The organism is Paenibacillus barengoltzii G22 (assembly GCF_000403375.2).
Lineage (GTDB): Bacteria > Bacillota > Bacilli > Paenibacillales > Paenibacillaceae > Fontibacillus > Fontibacillus barengoltzii.
In genome coordinates this window covers 463915-482589 of sequence record NZ_KE159654.1, presented here as the reverse complement: position 1 = coordinate 482589, position 18675 = coordinate 463915, and the positions used below count along the sequence as shown (strand labels likewise).

Sequence of the window (18675 nt, the reverse complement as noted above, 5' to 3'; positions counted from 1 at the left end):
GTCTCAAGTTTGTTGTCTGGATGAAAGCGCTATCTCTCCAATAAAATGAGGGTATCCAGAACAAAACAAGCTGAAGTGGAAAGAGGTGACCGCGTATGGACTCGAAGCTAAATGGAAAGCGCTTACGGACGCGTTGGCGCAAGCAAGACACGGAGCTGACCTTGTTGGCTTTGCCAACTACAATCTGGTACATCTTGTTCAGCTTCCTGCCGATGTTCGGTATCATCATTGCCTTCAAGAACTTCAAAATCACCGGCGGTTTTCTGAGCAATGTATTCAAGAGCCCATGGGCAGGTCTCAAGAACTTTGAGTTCCTATTCAAGTCCAACGATGCCTGGATCATTATCCGAAACACGATCGGCTACAACATTATTTTTATCGTTCTTGGAATTGTGATCCCTGTAGCCTTGGCATTGATGATCGGGATGCTTCACAACCGCAAGGCAGGCAAGGCTTATCAAACGATGATGTTCCTGCCGTACTTTCTCTCCTGGGTTGTCGTCTCGGCTGTGGGCTGGGCGTTCTTGAGCTTCGATAAAGGGATTTTGAATCAAATGCTGGCCGGTTGGGGAGTAGATCCCATTAACTGGTACATGGAACCGCAATATTGGCCTTACTTCTTGATTTTTATGAATGTGTGGAAGGGACTCGGCTACGGCATGGTTGTGTATTTGGCGACCATCGCGGGTATCGATAAAACTTACTACGAAGCGGCCGTCATCGACGGCGCCACCCTTTGGCAACAGACCCGGTTCATTACGCTTCCCCTGATGAAGTTGGTCATCGTCATGATGTTCATCCTGGCGGTGGGACGCATTTTCTATACCGATTTCGGGCTGTTCTTCCAGGTGCCGCGGGATTCCAACTCCCTGTTTAATGTGACCACAACCATTGATGTTATGGTTTACAAGCAGTTGAAAACCGCAACCGTGGGTATGGCCTCGGCAGCAGCCTTCGTACAGTCGGTTCTGGGCTGTCTGATGATTCTGGCCGCGAACTGGACGGTTCGCAAAATCGATCCTGACAGCGCGATGATTTAAGGAGGTGCAGATATGGCAGCAAGAACGGTGTATGAAAACGGCCTGGACCGATTTAATCGTCCAAGTAAAGGGGTGAACGTGCTCCTTCATCTCCTTTTCTTCTTCCTGGCTTTGATATGCGTCGTGCCGATGCTGGTGGTGTTGTCGATCTCGCTGTCCAGTGAGCAATCGATCCGGGAGAATGGGTATCACCTGATCCCAACGGCGTTCTCGGGAGAGGCTTACGGGTATATCGCCAAGCAAGGAACGGTCATTTTGCAGGCGTTAGGGATCTCGGTCTTCGTTACGATCGTCGGAACGGTGCTGGGAATTCTGCTCACCACCTCAATGGGGTACGTTCTGTCCCGGCCGAACTATAAGCTGAAGGGGTTCCTGACTTGGGTCGTTTTTATTCCGATGGTGTTTAACGGTGGTTTGGTCTCCAGCTACTATATCAATGCGAATATGCTGGGTTTGAAAGATACGGTATGGGCGTTGATTCTGCCTCTGGCGGTCTCCTCGTTTAACGTCATCATCTGTAAAACGTTCTTCAAAAGCACGATCCCGGATGGGTTAATTGAATCCGCGGAAATCGACGGGGCCGGCCAGCTCCGGATCTTCTTCTCGATCATCCTGCCGATCTCGTTGCCGGTGATCGCTACGATTGGTTTGTTCCTGTGCTTTGGTTACTGGAATGACTGGTTCCAATCGATGTTGTACATCAACAATCAGGACCTGTATTCCTTGCAGGCGCTGCTGAATAACTTGATGAGCAACGTTGACGCACTGGCTCGAAATGCCTCGAGCCTGGGGATCAGCTACGCCGAGCTGGTGGCCACGATGCCTAAGGAATCGGCCCGGATGGCGGTGGCTATCGTCATCGTGCTTCCTGTCGCCTTTGCGTATCCGTTCTTCCAACGCTACTTCATTTCCGGGTTGACGGTAGGTGCGGTCAAAGGCTAATGCGAAATAAGCTGAGCTTGTCTCAGTTTATGAAATATATATTCAAAGGGAGGATATATCTATGAAAAGGTCTTTGAAGCTCATCTCTACTCTATGTGCTGTGATGCTTTTCTTGTCCGTTCTTGCGGCTTGCGGCGGCGGTTCAAACTCCAATTCTTCGTCGTCCAGCAATACGCCATCGGACACTTCTTCCAACACCTCTACAGATAACTCGACAACAACAGGTTCTGGGGAAATCCCGACCTTGGTGTGGTGGACGATTGGCGGACAAATTCCGGATAACTTCGAGAAAGCCGTCGAAGCGATGAATGAATACACCGCAGAGAAAATTGGCGTCAAAGTAGATATCAAGGTAGCCAGCTGGGGCGAGTGGGACACCAAAATCAATACGATTGTAAATACGGGTGAACCTTTCGACATTCTGTTTACCAACGTCTCCAAATACAATCAGCAAGTGACGATGGGCGCATTGGCGGACATCACCGAGCTGGTGCAAAGTGAGACGCCGGAGCTGTACAACTTCATTCCAGAGAAAGTATGGGATGGGACGAAGGTTGACGGCAAAATCTATGCTGTGCCAACCTATAAGGATTCTTCGATGACCCAATACTGGGTGTTCGACCACAAATATGTTGATAAATACGGCATCGACTTAAGCAACATCAAGACGTTGAAGGATCTGGATAAACCGTTCCACGATATGAAAGCAGGCGAAGGCAAGAGCTTCTATCCGTTGCCACTGACGCAAGGCGATGGGTTTAACGGATTCTTCAACCGGTACGATGATCTTGCACTGGGCTTCCCTCCGGTTGGCGTGAAGGTAGACGACGCTTCCCGTCAGGTCGTATCCGTACTGGAACAGCAAGATATCATGGATGAATTGAAGATTTTGCACCAATGGTACAAGGATGGCATTATCAATCCAGATGCTCCAACCAAGCCTGAAGCCGACAAAGGCCGTCCATTCTTCAGTGCGCAAGGCTTCCCAGGCGCGGATATCACTTGGCAAATTAACGAAGGCGTCGAAAAGTACGATATGACGCAAGTTTATGGTCCGCTCTATACGACGGCTACGATTCAAGGTTCCCTCAACGGAATCTCGGCGAACTCGAAGTATAAGAAGGAAGCTCTGAAATACCTGGAGCTGGTGAATACGGATCCGAAGCTGCGTAACATGCTGGCCTTTGGTGAAGAAGGCGTGGACTATGTGAAAGTAGATGGCGAGAAAGTGGTTGAACGGATTTCCGATACTTGGCCGCTGGCCGCTTATACGCAAGGCACATTCTTCAACATGGCAACAACCAAAGGGGCTCCAGAAGATCAATGGCAACAAGTTCAAAAGCTGAACGAACAAGCAACGGCTTCGACCTTGCTGGGCTTCTCGCTCGACACAACCAACCTGCAGACGGAAGTGGCGAACGTAAAAGCAACATGGGATAAATACCGTTACGAGTTGCTGACGGGCGCATCCGATCCGGAGAAGATGGTACCGAAGATTGTTGAAGAACTTAAGAAAGCCGGGATGGATACGATCATGAAGGCAGCTCAAGAGCAAATCGATGCCTTCTTTCAATAAGAAATAAAGCCCGAGTGAGTGAGCCCGGACGGAGGAGGATTCCCCGTTCGGGCTTTCCCATATGATGATATAATGGGAATGAATGAGGGCAATGGAATCAGCGCCGCAAGACTAACGGTGAAGGAGGCGCGGGAGTGGGTTCCTTTTGGCAGATTAAAATCTATCGCAACAAATTCATTGCCTATACGGTGTTTGTCGTAGCCATCGGTCTCGTGCTAGGCCTTATGACCTGCGCGGTGCTCATCTATCAGTGGATCGAGGGGGCTCGCAACGAGGCGGTCAGCGCCTTCGGCCGGGTCGAGAGCGAACTGCAGTATGATACCGATCGTATTGAGGCTTATATGCAGCGGATCTATTCCAATGACCGCTTGATGACGGATGTCCGATATTTCTTGGGAAACACGGCGGAAGGGTATCTGACGAGCAGACTGGAATACAGCTTGTATAATGAGCCGTTGGTTTCCTTCCCTGAAGATATGAGGGCCTTCTTATACAGCTCGATGAAGGGGGATCTCACGCAAGTCAGTTTGCATACCGAGAACGGGGCCAACCTCGTGCGGTTTAGCAACAGCGGCAATGTCAGCTTTCGGTTTGGCGTTCCGAATACGGATGAGATTTTTCGCGAAAATTTGGAGAAAGGATTTGTGTACCGGAAGAAGCTGTCCGATCCGAACCAGATCTCTCGTCAAATTGGGGAATTTCGCTTCCTGATTGGCAGCGAACCGTTATTCCGAAAGATTCTTGGCTATAAATTGGATATCGCCGCTGCCGTCAGTGGTACGGGTGAAGTGTACATGATCACCGGGATGGATCACGGAACGCAGGAGATGATTCTGCGCGCCGCTGAAGAGACCCGCAACAGCGGATTTTCTTCCCTTGGCGGATTAAAAAATGTCTTCTTCATGAACTTCCATTCCACGAAGTTTGATTACCGTTTGATCATGCTTGTGGACTTGTCCCATCTGATGCGCGAGAAAGCGGGCATACTAGCCACCATCGTTGGCAGTGTCTTGCTGGCCATGATCAGCGTTCTGATGCTCATCAGCTACAACATGCGGGATGACGCCAGATTTTTGAAGCATATTATCAATTCCATCAAACGGGTCAAAACGGCGGATTTCACACCGAATTCTCCTGCCCGATATCGCCGTAACGAGTACGGGATGATTGCCCGGGAGTTGGACGATATGGTTCATGAGCTGGACAAACATATCCGTACGGAATATTTGCTAAAGCTCAAGCAGCAGGAAACCGAGATGAAAGCGCTTCAGCATCAGATCAACCCGCATTTTCTCTATAATACGCTGGAGTCGATTCGTTCTACCGCGTTGCTGCACAAGGACGTGGATACTGCGGATGCGATCGCGACCCTAGGCTCCTTGTACCGCGATATCGTCCACAAAGATAATATTATTACGATCGGCGAAGAGCTGGAGCTGCTGCAGAAATTTTTAAGCATCATGGAGCTCAAGTATCCGGGAAGATTCTATTATCAAATTGATGTGGAAGAGCCGCTGCTCGCCATATCCACGGTGAAATTTTGGATGCAGCCGCTGGCAGAGAACTTCTTCGTGCATGGCTTTAATCCGAGCAGTGAATTTAATTTGCTCGTCGTGAATGGCTGGGAGGAGGAAGGGCGCTTCGTTCTCGAATTTATGGATAATGGCAAAAGTATACCTGAAGCGCGCTTGGAGGAAGTGAGACGATGTCTTGACAGCAGAGAGGATGCCCCCGTTCGGAGCATTGGGCTAAAGAATGTGTATACTCGGCTGAGCTTTTTCTATGGGGACGCTTTTCGGATGGAAATTGAGAATAATGAGGAAGCAGGAGTCAAAATTACCGTAATCATCTCAAAGGGGTGACTGCAGGATGTACAAACTTCTGATCGTAGATGATGAACCGCAGATTCTGGAGGGGATGAAGCGAACCCTGAATTGGGAAGAGTACGGCTTCCACCTGATCGAGACGTGTGAAACGAGGGAAGATGCGATCGCTAAATCTGTGGAGATTATACCGGACATCGCTATCTTTGACGTACGCATCGGCCCGGATCTCGGTTATGAGATTATCCAAAAGCTCAATGAGCTGCGTCTTCCAACCCAATATATCATTATGAGCGGGTACAGCGAGTTTGAATATGCCCAAGCGGCGATCCGTTGCGGCGTGAAGGACTATCTGCTCAAGCCCGTCGATCGTTCCAAGCTGCAGACGGTGATTGAGAAGATCATTGTGGAGGACCTGAACGGGGACTTGGACGGGATTCACAAGCAAGATCTGAATATAGACCCGATCCTGGGCATTCCTTACGAGGAACTGTCCAAGCTCACGAACCGCATATTGCTGATGGTGAAGGCGGAATACGCCCAGAACATTACCCTGAAGTCAGTAGCTGAGCGGTTTCGCATGAACAGCACGTACCTGGGGCAGCTGTTTCTAAAGGAAACCCGCATGAAGTTTTCAGAGTATTTGATGGCTTACCGGATGCTGCAAGCGAAGGAACAGATCCTGACCACCAACGAGAAAATTTCCAGTATTGCGCATAGTGTCGGGTATCCGAATTTGAATTATTTTTATACCCAGTTTCAAGGATACTTTGGCATGTCCCCATCAGATCTTCGGAAAAAAAGCTAGTCTCCTCGTAGCGGAAAGGAGGATGTTATGCAGCAGCCCTCTTGGTTCAGACACCTGACCCTATGCGCGGTGGTCGCCGGATTGTTGGCCTTGTTGGCCGTGGGTTGTTCCCTATTTTCGGATAAAGGGGCTACGGCGCCCCATGGGGACATGGTCAATCTGGTCTACTATACGATTGGAGAGCCGGATCCGGATCTGGAGTTGGTGAATGCCAAAATCAATGAAGTGTTGGCCAAGAAAATCGGCATCACGATCAGCTATAACAAGGTCGGATGGCAGGAATACGAAAACCGCCTGAACGCCATGGTATCGGCAGGAACTCCCTTCGACATCGCATACGCCCCTGAGTTCACGACATATGTCAAACGAGGGGCCTGGCTGCGGCTGGATGACTATCTGTCCAATACGGGCAAGGATATGTATGATGTGATTGACCCGATCTTTTGGGAAGGGGTGCGCATGGACGACGGGGGGATCTACGGGGTGCCGACCAACAAGGAACTCGCGGTCCGCCAACAATGGATGTATCCGGAAGAGCTGGTGAGCAAATATAACCTCGATATTTCGAAGTACAACACGTTGGAGTCCCTGGAGCCGTTGCTGCAGATGATCCAGCAGAAGGAACCCGAATATCTGCCAATGGAGCTGGATAAAGACTCCCATAACTTCTTCGCTTTACATGGTTATGAGTATGTTATTGATAAGGAGCTCCCGCTGATGGTTCGGTCACTAGAGCCGGCCCCTCAGGTTGTGAACATCTTCGAAACGGCGGAAGCCCGGCAGGTGATGGATACGCTGCGGCATTATTATCAGGCCGGCTACATTAATGAGGATGCGGCTTTGCGGGAAAGCCAGGAGCTGGAGCGGGGCAAAAAGGTGTTCTGGAAGGCGTCGAGCGGCGGACCCTTGTCCGATCATAGCTGGAGTAAGGATCGCGGCTATAAAGTGGTGGCGCATCCCGTGACGACCGAGGTGGTCACGACCGAGGATGTGCGGGGAGGCGTTATGGCAGTGAGCGCCGATACGAAGTACCCGGTCGAATGTATCAAGTTCCTGAATCTGCTGAATACCGATCCTGAGGTGCGGAACCTGTTCAACTATGGGATCGAAGGCGTGCATTACACGATAGACAAGAACGGCCAAGTCGTGCTGATCCCAAGGAAGGATGCCGACGGTAACCCGATCCCGGACGCATTGCCGGGGTACACGGGCGTGACCTATACCCAAGGCAACTGGTTCATTCTGAAGACGCGAGGCGGAGACGATCCAGAGCCGTTAAACAAATGGGAGGAGTTCCGCGCCTCGAACGCCCGGGCCGTGAAGTCCAGCACGTTTGGGTTTACGCCAGATTTATCGATGATGCCGATCCAGATCCAGAACATTAAGATGGTATGGCAAAAATATTATCCCAGCCTCATGACCGGCAGCGTAGACGTCGACACGGAGCTGCCGAAGTTTAATGAGGAGCTGAAGCAGGCGGGGCTGGACGAGGTTCGGGCCGAGATCCAGAAGCAGCTGGATGCCTGGAGCGCCTCGAAGCAACAGTGAGTCTGAAAAAACGGCGGTGCAAGGAGTTGGAATCCTGGCACCGCCGTTTTTGGTATTATTTTTTCCCTTTCGGGACTTTGACTGTGGCTTGAGCCGTCGTCTTATTGCCCGCCTTGTCGGTTGCTTCGTAGGTGATGGTGTAGATTCTTCCGTTTCCATTGCCCGAACGTTCGGCTCGAAGCAAGAACTCTTGATCCGCCGTCCCATAGTCTGCGCCTTGAATGTCGTTGGCCGTGTTGCCATCGCCCACCCCGTTATCGCTCTCGTTGCTGGTGATGGATACCAGCTTGATCGTATCAATGCCGGATCCTTCGTCGCTGGCTTTCCAGGTAACCTTGATCGGAACCAGCTTGTGATTAGGCGTGGAGAGGACGGATGGGCTGACGGTCAGCTCCAAGACCGGCGGTGTTGTATCGACAGGGCCTTTGCCTGTCAGCGTTAGCACGCCGAAGACGGAAGGGTCCTGATACCCGTTGCCGGTGGTGTCGTTCCAGGCAGCTACACTTTGGCGCGCGCCGTCTTTGGCATCGTTGATCTGCGCGTCAAAGCCGATTTTGACATCGTTCGCCGGGGTGATAGTTTTGAGCGGGATCTTCATTTCGACCGTATAGTTTGTCCCGTTGACCCGGACTGCCGATACGAAGCCTTCGGCGATGGACTCCGGATTAAAGCTGGTCTCATTGGCGTAGTTCACGCGGTATTGTCCATCATCGCTTTGATAGAACGAGGTCTTGGCGTTGTTTTCGTCCAGGAACACCTCGACAGAGTCTTGCTCCCAAGGGTTGGGGTTGTTCTTATCCAACTGCGCGTCATTGACCTGGATCAGGACGTACAGGTTGTGGTCGTCCCAGAGCGCTTTGGCCGTACCGGTTGCGCCTTGCCAAGCGGTCTGGTACCGCTCGATCGGCATCGCCGGCGCTTGATTCCAAATCGCGTCGACGGCTCCGTCTACGGCAGGTGTGCCATAGAGGGCGGTGGATTGATTCGCCTCCGACACGTCCGGTTGGTGCTCTTCGATAAATTTGGCGGGGTCAATTACGCCGTAATAGGCTGGTTTGGCTTGCAGGTTCTTGTCGAACAGCAACGGGTTGGTCGAGGAGCGCCAGCTTGTGCCGTCATCCAATCCCCAGAAGGTCACGCGTGCAATATGATCCGCATGGGCTTTGAACAGCTGCATCAACTGCGCGTACAAATACCCCTGCGCATTAGCCAGCTTCTCCGACAGCTCATAGTTGCTGCCGGCTTGGATGTCCAGCTCGGTGATGCTGATTTCTACGCCCAAGGAGATGAAGCGCTCCAAGGAGAGCCGCACATTCTCCGGATTCGTGTTGACATTATAGTGACCTTGCATGCCGATGCCATCGATGAGGAGTTTGCCGGGATGGGTCAGTGCATATTTGTCGTTCAGCGCTTTGACCATGTGGTAGATAGCCTGGGCTTTGTTCTGGTTGTCCTCGTTGTAATCGTTGTAATACAGCTTGATATTCCATTCCGGATGCTGGTCGAGCACTTCTCTGGCGGCGAGGAAGGCCTGCTCGACGTAATCTGCGCCGATCGCGGTTTTCCATGGGGTTTCCCGCAAGGAAGCTTGCCAATCGCTAGGGTTCCCCGGGTTATCGTTCATCGCTTCATTCACGACGTCCCAAGAAATCACGCGGTCGCCGAAATGCTCCATAACGGTTTGAATATGGGTGCGCAGGTTAGCCAAGGCTTCTGCCCGGCTTAAAGGCACCGTGTTACCTTGCGCATCCGTTGTTGTGTTCATCCAGGCTGGTGACTGCTGATGCCATACTAAGACGTGGCCATGCATCTGCATGCCTTCGGCAAGAACTTGATCCACCAAGGCATCCGCTGCGGTAAAGGTGAAATTGCCTTTTGTTGGCTGCAGGCCATCGGGCTTCATCGCATTACCGGCGGTAGCAACATTGTGGTGCATGTTAAGCAGCTCCAGACGTACGCCTTCCAGATCCTCCGCCGAGATGGCGCTGCCGATCAAGAAGTCGTCTTGGTATGCTGTTTTGATCGGGACGAGATCCTTCTGAATTTCGATCGGGCCGGATCCAGTGGGCTCGAAACGGATGTCGTCAATGTAAAAAGAAGCGGTGGCATTGTTCGAACTCTCCACATAGATCGTTAAAAACTCGCCGCCTACGCTGTTATAACGGTAGGTGCCTTCAAATTGAACCCAATCGTCCCCGGTGTTGATCGTTTTGGAGGAGAGTTGGACGTAATTGGCGCTGCTGCCATCACCGATTTGCGTGGACAGCTGGATTTGCGAGCTGGCAGGCTCAATCAGCTTCACCCAGGCTGAGATTTTGTATTCTGCACCTTGGTCGACGTACTTCTCAACACGCAGCGATGGCCCGTGCCAGGTGTTGGTGCGGCCTTCCACCTTCAGCGCATAGGCACCGCCCGGTGTATGATTCGCTTCGTTCGTTACCGTCAACGTTTCTGTACCCGCCCGGCCTGTGAAGCCTCCGGTGGTCTGGTCTTCAAAGGTGATCGTGGTGAAAGGAAGGGCCGGGTCTCGAGGCGGTTGTTCGCCGCCGCCGGAGCTGTCTGCTTCTGTGATGCGAATATCTCCAATGTAATAAGGAACCGCAGCGCCTGCGGCGTTGGAGTTAATGCGCAGCGCTCGATCCGCGCTCGTATCTACGGTGAATTCCTTCGTCAACGTCACCGCTTGCCCTGCGACATAGTCGGTCTCGGCATAATTGCCATAGCTGTCCACGGTTTGAAGCGCGGCTTTCGCGCCGGCTGGCAAACTAACGTCAGCGTCTACGTAAATCGTCACGTGTGCCGTATAGGTCTTACCGTTCGTGAGGCCCATGTCGCTAAACCGAAAATCAGCAGCGTCCCAGTTGTTGACCCGATTGCTGACATACAGGGCGCCTCCGTCCTCATTCCCAGTAAACACTTTGCCGCTGACATACGTTAGGGCCGCGCCCCCCGATTGAACCGCTTGACCAATTCCACTCGCGAAGTCCTCATGATACACCGTCACCGTGTCGTCCGAAGCTGCGGTTTCAGCCTTCGTTACGTTGACTGGCCATCCTGCAGGCAGCAGCAACATCGCGGCGATCAGCAGCATGAAGGCGCGTTTCATCGTTTGATTCATGGACTCACTCCCCTTTGTCATGGAATAGTTTTGTTAAGCGCTTACATTTTTTCTTATTAGAAGGCTCCTCCTTTCTTGCCACAAATCATACCATTCTGCTGTGAGCTTCGGCTTTCTCGAAATTAAAGAACTTTCCTTGGTTATTTTAGAAGGTGAAGGTGCGTTTAAGAGTTCTGTCTTCTTCAGCACAGAGGTTAGAAAATGGCCCCTATTTAGGCACTCATGGGTTTGACTGCTCTTAACCATCCTAACGCGTAAATCCAGCCCTGTATTAACGATCTAACTTGTTAAAGTCATCTTGACTTTCAAAATCCGAATCGCTACGATGTTCTGGTTGTGAAAGCAGAAACATGGTGGAGAGAGGTTTGAAGTTGGAATGAAGATGAGGAAGTATGCCGCGGATATTGCGGTCTTAATTGTAGGGGCCTTTTTATTTGCGCTGGCAGTCAATTTGTTTATCATACCGAACGACTTCGGTGAGGGAGGCGTCACGGGGGTCACGATCATTTTGTACTACCTGTTCCAGTGGTCGCCGTCGCTGGTCAATATCGTGATCAACGGGGTGCTGCTGATCGTCGGGTACAAATTTCTGGATCGGCGGACGACGATCTATACGATCATTGCGGTGGCGTTTAACTCGTTGTTCCTGCATTTGACGGAGAGCTGGCGGATCGCTTCAAACGAGCCTACCATTAACGCGGTATTCGCTGGCGTATTTGTAGGTGTTGGTATCGGTCTGATTGTCCGTGTCGGCGGGACAACGGCGGGAACCGTCATTTTGGCCCGGATCGCCAATAAATATCTGGATTGGAATATCAGCTACTCGCTGTTGTTTTTTGATTTGATCGTGGCGTTCTCTTCTTATTTCATCATTGGCCCAGAGAAGCTGATGCTGACAATCATTAACTTGTATATAGGCACGAAGGTAATGGACTTCATGATCGAGGGACTCAATCCCAAGAAAGCCGTCACCATCATTTCCGAGAAGCAGGATGACATCGCCGAAATGGTTGTCACCGAAATGGAGCGAGGCGTTACTGTCCTCTCAGGCCATGGTTACTATACGAAGAACCCGAAGGAGGTCCTTTATATCGTGATCAGCAAGCAAGAGGTATCCACCTTGAAAAAGATCGTCCGCTCTATCGACCCCTCTGCGTTCCTGACGATTCACGATGTGCGGGATGTATTTGGAGAAGGGTTTTTGGATATTTCGAAGTGAGGGAATTATAGTTAGATATTTATAGTAGTTGAAATATATCCCTAAAACGAACCGTCAGGATAATCTCCCTGATGGTTTTTTTCTTAAAAACACAATTTTGATGTATTGACAACGAATAGATAATCAATATACTTTTATTAAAAGCATTTAAAAAAGTATTATTTAAAATGAAGTTCAAAAGAACGAAGGAGATAGTGAACGTGGGGAAACCGCAAAATTGATGAAGCAGGGAGGGAGAGTATGGGAGAACCCATCAAGCTTAGGGTATCTCAAATTGAAAAGTCATTTCCCGGGGTCAAAGCGCTGAATAAGATCGATTTTTCCGTCAAAAAGGGGACGGTGCATGTTCTTTGCGGCGAGAACGGAGCGGGGAAATCCACGTTAATGAAGATCATCAATGGCGTATACCAGCCGGATGCGGGTGAGATTTATCTGGATGGGAAGCTTGTGAAAATTAGCAGTCCGCTGCAGGCGCGCCAACTAGGGATATCGATGATCTTCCAGGAGTTGAATTATGTGGCGGAGATGTCCGTGGAGGAAAATCTCTTCCTGGGAAGGCTGCCGGTCAATCGATTAGGGAAGGTCAACTGGAAAGAAGTGACCCGTCAAACCCTTCAACTGCTGCAAGCGGAGCAGCTACCGTATGACCCGAAGACGTTGCTCAAAGACTTGACGGTTTCGGACATTCAGATGCTGGAAATTATGAAAGCGGTATCAAACCAGGCGGAGCTCATCATTATGGACGAACCAACATCGGCCATCACGCAGAAGGAGGTCGACCGGCTGTTTGCGAAGATTCGTGAGCTCAAAGCCAGAGGCGTCAGCATCATTTACATCTCGCATAAGCTGGACGAGATTTTTCAGATTGCCGATGAAATCACCGTGTTCCGTGACGGGACTGTCGTGGACAGCAGACCCAAGGAGGAGCTGGATATTGAGACCGTGATCAGCTTGATGGTCGGACGTCAGTTGAAGGATACGTACCCGAAGGTGAAGGCGGCGATCGGGGAGGAAATTCTCCGAGTCGATGGACTATCTCGCAACGGGGTATTTCGCGATGTCAGCTTCTATGCACGGAGAGGCGAAATCATTGGTTTCGCGGGGCTGATGGGAGCGGGACGGACCGAGGTGATGCGATCCCTGTTTGGTCTCGATCCGTTAACCTCCGGGACGATCCGGATTAAGGATGAGGATGTGACCAAGCCCACTGTACAAGGCAGTTTAGAGAAAGGGATGGTCATGCTGTCGGAGGATCGACGGCGCTACGGAATTATTCCGGTTCGTTCCGTACGGGAGAATACCACGTTGTCCGTATTGGGGCAGGTGTTCTACGGGTTACGGCACCGTCCGAAGAGGGAGCAGGAGCTGGTCAAGGGGATGTTCGACAAGATGAGAGTGAAAACCCCCTCTTTGGAAACGCCCATTGCGTCACTCAGCGGCGGGAATCAACAGAAGGTACTGCTTAGCAGGTGGATGCTGCTCCAACCGGATATTCTGATCTTGGACGAACCAACCCGGGGGATCGATGTCGGGGCGAAATATGAAATTTACAAGCTGATCGGCGAACTGGCCGAACAGGGGAAAGCGATTCTTATGATTTCCTCCGAACTGCCGGAATTGATCGGGATGTGTGACCGCATTTACGTGATGGCGCAGGGTCAGGTGACGGGGGAGCTCGGCCGCGAGGATTTTTCCCAGGAGACCATTATGAGATATGCAACTGGAATGATGACCAGCGAGGTGAAATAGATGGATGCCACTCTTCATATCTGGCAATTAATCAAGCGGAAATACAGTATCTACCTGGTGCTGCTCGTGTTGTTTCTGATCTGTACGTTCGCGAATCCCAACTTTCTCTCCGTTACGAACTTAACGAACGTTTCGACTCAGTTGGCGGTGACGACCATACTTGCATTTGGTGCCACGATCCTGATCATCTGCGGTATGTTGGACCTGTCCGCGGGCTCTGTACTGGCATTATCCGGGGTTTTCGCTGTATCTGCCTATAAGTCGACCGGTTCCATGCTCCTGGCCGTGTTGGTTGGCATATTGACCGGCATCATATGTAACGTAATCAACGCAGTGATGATCAGTACGTTCAAGGCGCCGCCGTTTATCGCAACTTTGGCGATGATGGCCATGGCTCGGGGCGTCGCCCTTCACTATACGAAAGGTCAAAATATTCTCCAGCTGGGAGACTTCGTCGTCCTTGGGCAAGGGAAGCTGCTGGGAATCCCGATTCCGGTGTTATTTCTAGCCGCAATTGGCGTGCTGACCTGGTATTTGCTCAGCCATACTCGATTTGGTCGATCCGTGTACGCTGTGGGAGGTAATGAAGAGGCGGCAGTCGCCTCCGGAATTAACGTACACAAGATTAAATACACCGCATTTATCATCAATGGTATTTTCGTCGGAATTGCCGGGGTGCTGTTCATGGCGCGGGTGAATGCAGGATTGCCCAATGGTGCAGTCAACTATGAATTCACCGCTCTAACCGCCGCTATTATCGGGGGGACCAGCTTCTCGGGAGGCGTTGGTACAGCCGGCGGAACCTTGGTGGGGGCCTTTATTGTAGGGTTCCTGGACAACATCATGAACCTCAGCGGTGTAAATTCCTACATGCAGCAAATTATTCGTGGCGCAATCATTGCCCTGGCGGTTATTTACGATATTCAAACGAAGAAACGGAAAACAAGAAGTCTGCTTGGCCGTGTGGAGGATAACCGCCAGACGATTCGGCAGAAGCAATCCAAAAACACTTCCGTTTAATGGTACCAAGGAAATCAAATATAAGATAAAGGATGGATGCAAAGTGAGAAAAATTAGATTTTCCACGGGAATGGTCTGCTTATTTGCTCTGATCTTGGCTGCCTGCAGCTCGAACAATGGGGCAGCTCCATCCAACGCTTCCTCCAGCGGCGAGACATCCGGTAAAACTTATAAGGTTGCCTATATTGCCCGGGCGCAATCCGATTCGTTCGCAGCGTGGCTGGCTAATGCGGTTAAGGATGAGGCTGAGAAATATGAAGATATCAAGCTGGATGTATTCGACGGCGAAGCGAATGACGAGAAAGAGAATTCGTTAATCGAAAATGCGATCACGAACAAATACGAACTGGTGATCGTTCAGCCCAACAATGGTGAGGCCCAGCGCCCTTATGTCGAGAAGGTCGTGCAGGCCGGGATATTTGCGATTACGACAAATGCTCGGATATCGGGGATCGAAGGGGCTTCATCTGTAGACGCTCAGCCTTATGAGCAAGCGGCCGTGAATGCCCGGGTTGCTGTGGAACAGGTGCCGCAGAACGCGAAAGTCGTGGTCCTTCAAGGTCCGTCCGGCAATTTCCATGCCGATGAGCGTCGCAAGAGCTGGCAGGCAGAGTTCTTCGATAAACGCCCTGATGTGCAGATTGTCGGTGAGCAGATCGCGAACTGGAACAAGGATGAGGCCATGCGGTACATGGAAGACTGGGTGCAAGCTAACGACAAAATTGATGCCGTCATCTCAATGAATGACAATATGGCTGCCGGAGCCATTGAAGTTGTGAAGGATAACCCGAAATACAAAGATATGCTGGTTTACGGTGTGGATGGGACGGCTGAGGCAGTGCTTCTGATCAAAGAAGGGAAAATGACTTCCACAACGCTGCAAAATGCCTTTGAACTCGCAGAGAAGCTCCTGGATACGAGCCATAAGCTACTCACCGGTGAAGAGAAGCAAATCGATACGGATATCGGCAATCCGCTCATTAACAAAGAGAATGTCGACGAGTACATTGAGTTGCTGAAGAAGGCCGGCGCAATTCAATGATGTACCCTATAACTTACACTCACTAGGAGGAGAGAACCATGCTGAATCGAGTTGCTTATATGACTGGACTACGAGATATGGAGCTTCGGACGAGAGATATCCCGGTACCGCAAGATCATGAGGTGCTTGTTAAACTGGAATACGTAGGGATTTGCGGCTCCGATGTTCACTATTATGAAAGCGGACGGATCGGCAGCTTCGTGGTTGAGGGGGATTTCATCCTCGGCCATGAATGTGCGGGGACCATCACTGCGGTCGGATCGGAAGTCCGGCATTTGAAGGTGGGCGACCGAGTTGCCCTGGAGCCAGGGCTCACTTGCGGGAAATGCGAATTCTGCAAAACCGGCAGATACAACTTGTGTCCGGATGTGCGCTTTCTGGCCACTCCGCCGATTGACGGGTGTCTGACCGACTATATCGCTTATCCAGCGGATATGGCTTTCAAACTTCCCGATGGGGTCAGCACACGTGAAGGTGCACTTGTGGAACCGCTAGCCGTAGGATTACACGCTGCCAGCCAAGGGCATGTAAAGCTAGGCGACCGCGTTGTGATCTTGGGTGCCGGGGCTATCGGTCTTATGTCGCTGCTGGCCTGTCAAGCCTATGGAGCCTCGGAGACGATTGTGGTTGATGTGATCGAGAACCGGCTGGAATTTGCGAAGAAGTTGGGCGCTACCCGGGTCGTCCAAGCCAAACAGGAGGATGTCGTTGCTGTCGTCGCGGCATGCACGGAAGGACAGGGCGTAGATGTTGTGATCGAAACGGCAGGAAGCGAGATCACATTGAAGCAGACTCCTTACCTCGTCAAACGGGGGGGATCCATCGTGATTGTAGGATTCCCGCCTAAGGATATCGTCGAGTATGACTTCATGCAAATCCTGTTGAAGGAAGCCCGGATTGAATCGGTGTTCCGTTACCGCAACTTGTTCCCTCCAGCCATTGGAGCGATGGCGGAAGGGCGGATTGATGTGAAGCCGATGATTACCCACGAGTTTGCATTTGAAGACAGTAAGCAGGCGTTTGACTTCGTCATCGAGAACAAGAACGAGGTCGTGAAGGCATTGATAAAATTATAGCTTTTTATACGAATGAAAAGCGGACGCTTTCCTAATTCACTAGGGGAGCGTCCGCCTTTTCATTGTGCTGTGGCCCGCGAAGGTCGCATTAAATCTCTTCGATGAATTGCTTCACCAACTGCAGGGCGGCGCCTACAGCCGTGGCTTCCAGTTTATATTTGCAGCATTGCAAATAAGTTCCATCCGGCTCAAACGTATTCCTGCGGGCCAGAAGCTCCTGAAGCTGGTCGAGGTGCTCGTCCATATAGGCTCCTACATAGCCTCCGACAATGACGTTGCAGTCGTACAGCATTCTTAGATTATTTATCGTAATCGCTAAATAAGAGAGATATTCTTCCCAAAGCGCTTGTTGCACAGGGGCTTTCTCGCGGAGTAAACGGAAAAACTCCGCCATGCTCCCATTTGTACTGTCCGACAAAATCTTCGCAGAACAATAGGCATCGACACAGCCGCGTTGTCCGCAGTAACAGGTTCGTCCGTCCGGCACGATCGTCATGTGCCCGAATTCGCTGCTTCGCTGATTTTGTCCAGGATAAGTGCTGTGGCCAATAATGACGGAACCGCCGACACTGTTATTAAGGGACAAATAAACAACGTCCTCGATGCCTTCCTCATTCCAGAATTCGGCCATCCCTGCGGCATTGGCATCGTTAATCAACACACAAGGATAAGGAATGAACTCCTCAAAGCTGCGGACGCTGCCCCCTTGAAAGTCGATGACAGAGGCGTATTGAACCGTCTCATTCCCATGAGATAAAATCGCCGGCAATGCAATGCCAACGCCAAGCAGCTTCTCCCGGTCGGCTCCGGATTCATCCAGAAATCGCTCCACGTGTTGGCCAATTCCTTCGAAATAAGCACGTTGGTTTATGAACGGATACGTACGGCGTTCATGGTGAATCACGTTACCACCCAAGTCGATCAAAACGATGCCAATATGATTGCGCGTCACGTCTAGTCCTAGTGCATATTTGGCCAGGGGGTTATAGGAGATGGCCTTGGCTTTTCGACCGCCCGTCGATTCAAATAGACCGGTTTCGATGACGAGGTCCCGCTCTTGGAGTTCCTTCAGGTTCTGCGTCACCGTTGGCAGCGAGAGCTGTAAGGTATGGGCAATTTCCTGGATAGATATCGGGTCGTGTCGATATAAGAACTGGTAGATCGTTTTGCGATTGATCTTCTTAACTTCAATGCTGTTAGCGCGTGGAGTCTTCATAGCGAGCAGGTTCACCAACTTTAATAAATGTCTTTTATTAATTACTTTATATTATACGGAACCGTAAAATCTTGCAAACTAATAAAGTCATAGCAGGAGCAAAACGAAGAGCCCTATCTGACAGAGGGTCATGCTATAATTCACATATAGTAGGGGCTTCCCACAAGATGTGAGCATCTGATGGAAGCTGCTTATTGGTGTGTCATAATAAAATTCTTTTTTTCTAATGGGTGGCTTTAAGGGATTAGTCTTTTGGGATGATTTTCGAGTAAAGTCACAATGACTGCGGGAGTTTGGTGCGAACCCCAAGCGAACATGATTTTCCTGGGGGGTTCGCACCACGCGCCCCGTGCGGGCTGATAGCATTTTGACCTCTTTTTTGCTATGCTTGAAACAGCCATTTTACAAGGTTCGCACTTTTGATCCTCTGGGGCCTTGCTGGGCCTGGGCTCATTTCGGGTGCTGTCGCACCTCATGTAGGTGCGTGGATTGAAATAA

General features: G+C 50.9%; 13 protein-coding genes. 11 read left to right on the top strand and 2 right to left on the bottom strand.

What is annotated here, in order from left to right; all coding sequences use genetic code 11:
* Positions 1-95 precede the first annotated feature (95 nt).
* The 6 genes from C812_RS16965 to C812_RS16940 all read left to right on the top strand — a co-directional run bounded on the left by C812_RS16965 (position 96) and on the right by C812_RS16940 (position 7737).
* Positions 96-1040, top strand: a complete 945-nt coding sequence (locus C812_RS16965; protein ID WP_016313886.1) for an ABC transporter permease — start codon at positions 96-98, stop codon at positions 1038-1040.
* 12 nt (positions 1041-1052) lie between these two features.
* Complete coding sequence (locus C812_RS16960) at positions 1053-1982, top strand: carbohydrate ABC transporter permease (RefSeq protein WP_016313885.1); 930 nt, start codon at positions 1053-1055, stop codon at positions 1980-1982.
* A 61-nt stretch (positions 1983-2043) separates the two neighbouring features.
* Positions 2044-3558 carry an ABC transporter substrate-binding protein gene (locus tag C812_RS16955; protein WP_016313884.1) on the top strand — a complete coding sequence of 505 codons (1515 nt, stop codon included), beginning with the start codon at positions 2044-2046 and terminating at the stop codon, positions 3556-3558.
* Positions 3559-3692: 134 nt separating this feature from the next.
* Entirely contained in the window at positions 3693-5420 is a 1728-nt protein-coding gene (locus C812_RS16950) for a sensor histidine kinase (protein WP_016313883.1), read from the top strand.
* A gap of 7 nt (positions 5421-5427) precedes the next feature.
* Positions 5428-6189 (top strand): response regulator transcription factor, encoded by a 762-nt coding sequence (locus C812_RS16945; protein WP_016313882.1) that lies wholly within the window; start codon positions 5428-5430, stop codon positions 6187-6189.
* A 27-nt stretch (positions 6190-6216) separates the two neighbouring features.
* Positions 6217-7737 (top strand): ABC transporter substrate-binding protein, encoded by a 1521-nt coding sequence (locus C812_RS16940; RefSeq protein WP_016313881.1) that lies wholly within the window; start codon positions 6217-6219, stop codon positions 7735-7737.
* A 55-nt stretch (positions 7738-7792) separates the two neighbouring features.
* On the opposite strand, the gene C812_RS16935 is transcribed toward C812_RS16940, so the two are convergent.
* On the bottom strand, positions 7793-10855 hold the full coding sequence (locus C812_RS16935; protein ID WP_016313880.1) for an endo-1,4-beta-xylanase: 3063 nt from the start codon (positions 10853-10855) through the stop codon (positions 7793-7795).
* A 382-nt stretch (positions 10856-11237) separates the two neighbouring features.
* Here C812_RS16935 and C812_RS16930 point away from each other — a divergent pair, with 382 nt between their 5' ends.
* From C812_RS16930 to C812_RS16910, 5 genes are all read left to right on the top strand, one after another.
* The gene (locus C812_RS16930; RefSeq protein WP_036625855.1) at positions 11238-12074 is read left to right on the top strand and encodes a YitT family protein; all 837 of its coding nucleotides are present in this window, start codon (positions 11238-11240) and stop codon (positions 12072-12074) included.
* A 240-nt stretch (positions 12075-12314) separates the two neighbouring features.
* Entirely contained in the window at positions 12315-13823 is a 1509-nt protein-coding gene (locus C812_RS22365; RefSeq protein WP_016313878.1) for a sugar ABC transporter ATP-binding protein, read from the top strand.
* On the top strand, positions 13824-14843 hold the full coding sequence (locus C812_RS22360; RefSeq protein WP_016313877.1) for an ABC transporter permease: 1020 nt from the start codon (positions 13824-13826) through the stop codon (positions 14841-14843).
* Positions 14844-14886: 43 nt separating this feature from the next.
* Positions 14887-15885, top strand: a complete 999-nt coding sequence (locus tag C812_RS16915) for a sugar ABC transporter substrate-binding protein (protein WP_016313876.1) — start codon at positions 14887-14889, stop codon at positions 15883-15885.
* A gap of 38 nt (positions 15886-15923) precedes the next feature.
* Positions 15924-16961 carry an NAD(P)-dependent alcohol dehydrogenase gene (locus C812_RS16910; RefSeq protein WP_016313875.1) on the top strand — a complete coding sequence of 346 codons (1038 nt, stop codon included), beginning with the start codon at positions 15924-15926 and terminating at the stop codon, positions 16959-16961.
* Positions 16962-17049: 88 nt separating this feature from the next.
* On the opposite strand, the gene C812_RS16905 is transcribed toward C812_RS16910, so the two are convergent.
* A complete protein-coding gene (locus C812_RS16905) occupies positions 17050-18177 on the bottom strand; it encodes an ROK family transcriptional regulator (RefSeq protein ID WP_016313874.1) in 1128 nt (375 codons plus the stop codon).
* Positions 18178-18675 lie beyond the last annotated feature (498 nt).

Bases quoted from the DNA above. Each gene is read 5' to 3' on its own strand.
- C812_RS16940 (WP_016313881.1), top strand. From the start codon at position 6,217: ATGCAGCAGCCCTCTTGGTTCAGACACCTGACCCTATGCGCGGTGGTC.
- C812_RS16965 (WP_016313886.1), top strand. From the start codon at position 96: ATGGACTCGAAGCTAAATGGAAAGCGCTTACGGACGCGTTGGCGCAAG.
- C812_RS16935 (WP_016313880.1), bottom strand. From the start codon at position 10,855: ATGAATCAAACGATGAAACGCGCCTTCATGCTGCTGATCGCCGCGATG.
- C812_RS16905 (WP_016313874.1), bottom strand. From the start codon at position 18,177: ATGAAGACTCCACGCGCTAACAGCATTGAAGTTAAGAAGATCAATCGC.
- C812_RS16960 (WP_016313885.1), top strand. From the start codon at position 1,053: ATGGCAGCAAGAACGGTGTATGAAAACGGCCTGGACCGATTTAATCGT.
- C812_RS16910 (WP_016313875.1), top strand. From the start codon at position 15,924: ATGCTGAATCGAGTTGCTTATATGACTGGACTACGAGATATGGAGCTT.
- C812_RS22360 (WP_016313877.1), top strand. From the start codon at position 13,824: ATGGATGCCACTCTTCATATCTGGCAATTAATCAAGCGGAAATACAGT.
- C812_RS16945 (WP_016313882.1), top strand. From the start codon at position 5,428: ATGTACAAACTTCTGATCGTAGATGATGAACCGCAGATTCTGGAGGGG.
- C812_RS16930 (WP_036625855.1), top strand. From the start codon at position 11,238: ATGAGGAAGTATGCCGCGGATATTGCGGTCTTAATTGTAGGGGCCTTT.
- C812_RS16955 (WP_016313884.1), top strand. From the start codon at position 2,044: ATGAAAAGGTCTTTGAAGCTCATCTCTACTCTATGTGCTGTGATGCTT.
- C812_RS22365 (WP_016313878.1), top strand. From the start codon at position 12,315: ATGGGAGAACCCATCAAGCTTAGGGTATCTCAAATTGAAAAGTCATTT.